This is a genomic window from Phytoactinopolyspora endophytica (assembly GCF_004138495.1).
Lineage (GTDB): Bacteria > Actinomycetota > Actinomycetes > Jiangellales > Jiangellaceae > Phytoactinopolyspora > Phytoactinopolyspora endophytica.
Map to the genome: position 1 here is coordinate 245,251 of NZ_ML142855.1, position 3,032 is coordinate 248,282.

3 protein-coding genes are annotated in these 3,032 nt (G+C 65.6%); all 3 read left to right on the forward strand.

Annotated elements, in window-relative coordinates:
- Positions 1–1,008, forward strand: a 1,008-nt coding sequence (ilvC, locus tag ELR45_RS15955; RefSeq protein WP_129667358.1) for a ketol-acid reductoisomerase, incomplete at its 5' end; no start/stop codon positions are given.
- A 228-nt stretch (positions 1,009–1,236) separates the two neighbouring features.
- Positions 1,237–2,082, forward strand: coding sequence for an Abi family protein (locus ELR45_RS15960; RefSeq protein WP_129667284.1), 846 nt, complete (start codon positions 1,237–1,239; stop codon positions 2,080–2,082).
- 43 nt (positions 2,083–2,125) lie between these two features.
- A complete protein-coding gene (locus ELR45_RS15965) occupies positions 2,126–2,989 on the forward strand; it encodes a helix-turn-helix domain-containing protein (protein ID WP_129667285.1) in 864 nt (287 codons plus the stop codon).
- Positions 2,990–3,032: the final 43 nt, after the last annotated feature.

Sequence of the window (3,032 nt, forward strand, 5' to 3'; positions counted from 1 at the left end):
AATGACGCCGACCTGTCCGTGATCCAGGGCCGGGTCGTCGCCGTCATCGGCTACGGCAGCCAGGGTCACGCGCACGCGCTGAGCCTGCGTGACTCCGGCGTCGACGTCCGCGTCGGCCTCAAAGAGGGCTCCAAGAGCCGTGCCAAGGCTGAGGAAGAAGGGCTGCGAGTCGTGACCCCGGCGGTGGCCGCGGCCGAGGCCGACCTCATCATGATCCTCGCCCCGGACCACGTCCAGCGGCATATCTACACCGAGGACGTCGAGCCGAACCTGCAGGACGGTGACGCCCTGTTCTTCGGCCACGGCTTCAACATCCGGTTCGGCTATGTCAAGCCTCCGGCTGGTGTCGACGTCGCCATGGTCGCGCCCAAGGGCCCTGGCCACCTGGTGCGCCGCGAGTACGTCGACGGCCGGGGTGTGCCGGTTCTGGTCGCGGTCGAGCAGGACGCCACCGGCGGTGCCTGGCCGCTCGCGCTCGCCTACGCCAAGGGCATTGGCGGCCTGCGTGCGGGCGGGATCAAGACCACCTTCACGGAGGAGACCGAGACCGACCTGTTCGGCGAGCAGACCGTACTCTGCGGCGGCATGTCGCGCCTGGTCCAGAGCGGTTTCGAGGTCATGACCGAGGCCGGCTACCAGCCCGAGATCGCCTACTTCGAGGTGCTGCACGAGCTCAAGCTCATCGTCGACCTCATGTACGAGGGCGGCATCGCTAAGCAGCGCTGGTCGGTCTCGGACACGGCCGAGTACGGTGACTACACCACCGGGCCGAAGATCGTCGACGAGTCGGTGAAGCAGCGGATGCAAGACGCGCTCGCCGCGATTCAGGACGGATCGTGGGCGGCTGGGTTCATTGCGGATCAGGACGCCGGGGCGCCGGAGTTCAAGCGGCTGCGCGCCGAAGGCGAGGCGCACCCGATCGAGGACACCGGCAAGAAGCTGCGCACGCTGATGCCATGGATCAACTCCGGCGACGACGACTACACCGAGGGCACCGCCACCCGCTGACTCGACGCTCCCATGATCATGAACACTAAGCGTGCTATATACACGGTTAGTGTTCATGATCATGGACGAGGTTGAGCGGGCAAAAACATAGCCCCGGCAGCATGCACCTGAGGTGCAGAAGGCCAACCGGGGCGTTCCCCGCCATCCTAGCAGATGGGGCACGGTGAGGCTCAGCGGCACAGGCTGAGCCAAGCGGTCATTGTCACCGCGGACGCCTAGCATGGCCGAATGAATGTGAACATCCAGGCGCGAACTGACCTGATATGGCCAGAAGTCATGCCTATACACGAGCATGGCCCCGGCAGCATGCGCCTGAAAGGTGCAGAAGGCCAACCGGGGCTTTCAGGATGCAGGTTAGCAGAGTTTCGTGTCGTCCTGCCCGCGCCTGCACGGACAGTGTTGATCGACTCGACGACGTTGCGATACTGGCTCAGTGAAGAGCGCCTCGGCCCGTACGACCGGGCGGCCCGTGGCGATCAGGCCGTGAGCCTGGGATTGTACGAATGGAACCTGGCAATTTCAGGGGCCTTCTTCGAGTCTCTACACATCCTGGAAGTGGCCCTACGTAATGCCTTCCACTATCAGCTAACGGAGCTGCACCGGCAGAGCGGCTTCTCGGGAAACTGGTACGACCACCCCGAGTATCTGCTTACCTCCAAGAGGTGTGACGACATCGAGCGGGCGCGTCGCCGTTTGCGCAGCGCCGACAAGCCCGCAACCGGTGGGCGCATCGTGGCGGAGCTGTCGTTCGGTTTCTGGCGTTTCCTGACGGTTGGGCGCTATACAGATCAGCTCTGGCGGCCGGCGCTGCGCCGAGCGTTCCAGACCACGCGCCCGCTGGCGCGTCCAGAGATTGCCGACAGGCTCACCCGGCTGCACGACCTGCGTAATCGCATCGCCCATCATGAGCCGATCCACTCTCGTGATCTCGCGCGGGACTGGCAAGACATCCTCTACATTGCTGAAGCGCTCAGCCCTGATGTTCGAAACTGGCTCGTACGGACCACGCGAGTACCGGCGATCCTGGCTGGGCGGCCGCATCGCATCGGCAGCAGAACCGACGAGCTTCGTTGAGTGGGTGTCAGGGGGTAGATTCGGAAACATCATGGTGACCGTGATGCGGAGTCCGTCGCCGGCGCTGCGGCCGTTCGTCGAGCTCGTCTGGTACATGGACGAGCCGCTGGCGGCTGGGCTTGAGCGGGGGATTCCCAACGGCGGTATGCAGATCGTGGTGAACCTCGGCGACGACGTCATCCACTGGTACGACGGTGACGCGACGCAGAACGTGCAGACCACCCACGGCAGCGGCCTGTGCGGCGCGATCGCCCGGCCGATCGGCATGGACGTGGCTGACCAGCGGCACTGCGTCGGCGTCGCGTTCCGCCCGGGCGGGGCCGCGCCGTTCTTCCATCCGCCGTCGGACGTCCTGGTCGAGCCGGTGATCGGCCTGGATTCGCTCTGGGGGCGAGACGGCGCAGTCTTGCGTGAACGCCTGTTGAACCAGCCGACACCCGACGACACGCTGCGCACGCTGGAGACCGCCCTGCTGGCCCGGGTCGTCCGTCTCGATGTGCTCCCGGACGGCGCGCTCGAGCGTTCGTTCGATCGACGGGTGCGACCGATCGATCCGATGGTGGGGGCGGCAGTCGACGGCTTGTCTCGTGGCGGCGCTGTGGCGGAGGTTGCCGATCGGATCGGCATGACACCGTCGACCTTCAACCGCCGGTTTCGGGCCACCGTCGGGCTGAACCCGAAGCCGTTCGCTCGTATACGGCGGTTGCAGCGGGTGTTGACCAAGATCACCGCCGACGTGCCCGGCACCGGGGCGATGGCGGTCGACTGGGCGATGGTGGCGGCGGAGTACGGATACTTCGACCAAGCCCATCTGGTGAACGAGTTCCGTTCACTCACTGGAGTGACGCCGACGGCGTACCGGCCGCGTTCGGTCGACGCGCACAACCACGTCCCGATGACCCGATGACCCAATGACACGGTGACGTGTTGACCCGGTGACCCGGGAATCT